Annotated in this window: 1 protein-coding gene; it reads right to left on the reverse strand. The window is 59.6% G+C overall.

Annotated features, from left to right (window positions below; translation table 11 throughout):
- Positions 1-29: 29 nt before the first annotated feature.
- Positions 30-260, reverse strand: a 231-nt coding sequence (locus WDW90_RS39970) for a transposase (protein ID WP_336493101.1), incomplete at its 5' end; no start/stop codon positions are given.

The raw sequence follows: 260 nt of genomic DNA on the forward strand, positions 1-260 counted from the left end.
GTCGTAGCCTTTGCGAGTTTTACGGCCTGTTAGCTCTTGAGCCAGTCCAGAGCGGCAGCGAGAGAGAGAACGCCCATGAAGCTTGAAGCTGTCTTCTCGTAGCGGGTTGCGATGGCACGACATTCTTTCAAACGCGCCCAGAGCCGCTCGACGAAGTTGCGGTTGTTGTAGATCCAGTCCGGGCAGGCGACGGGAGATTCGTTGCGCTTTGACGGGATCGCGGGCCGTGCACCCCGGCTCCAGATGTGCTCACGAAAGGC

The organism is Methylobacterium nigriterrae (assembly GCF_037106235.1).
Lineage (GTDB): Bacteria > Pseudomonadota > Alphaproteobacteria > Rhizobiales > Beijerinckiaceae > Methylobacterium > Methylobacterium nigriterrae.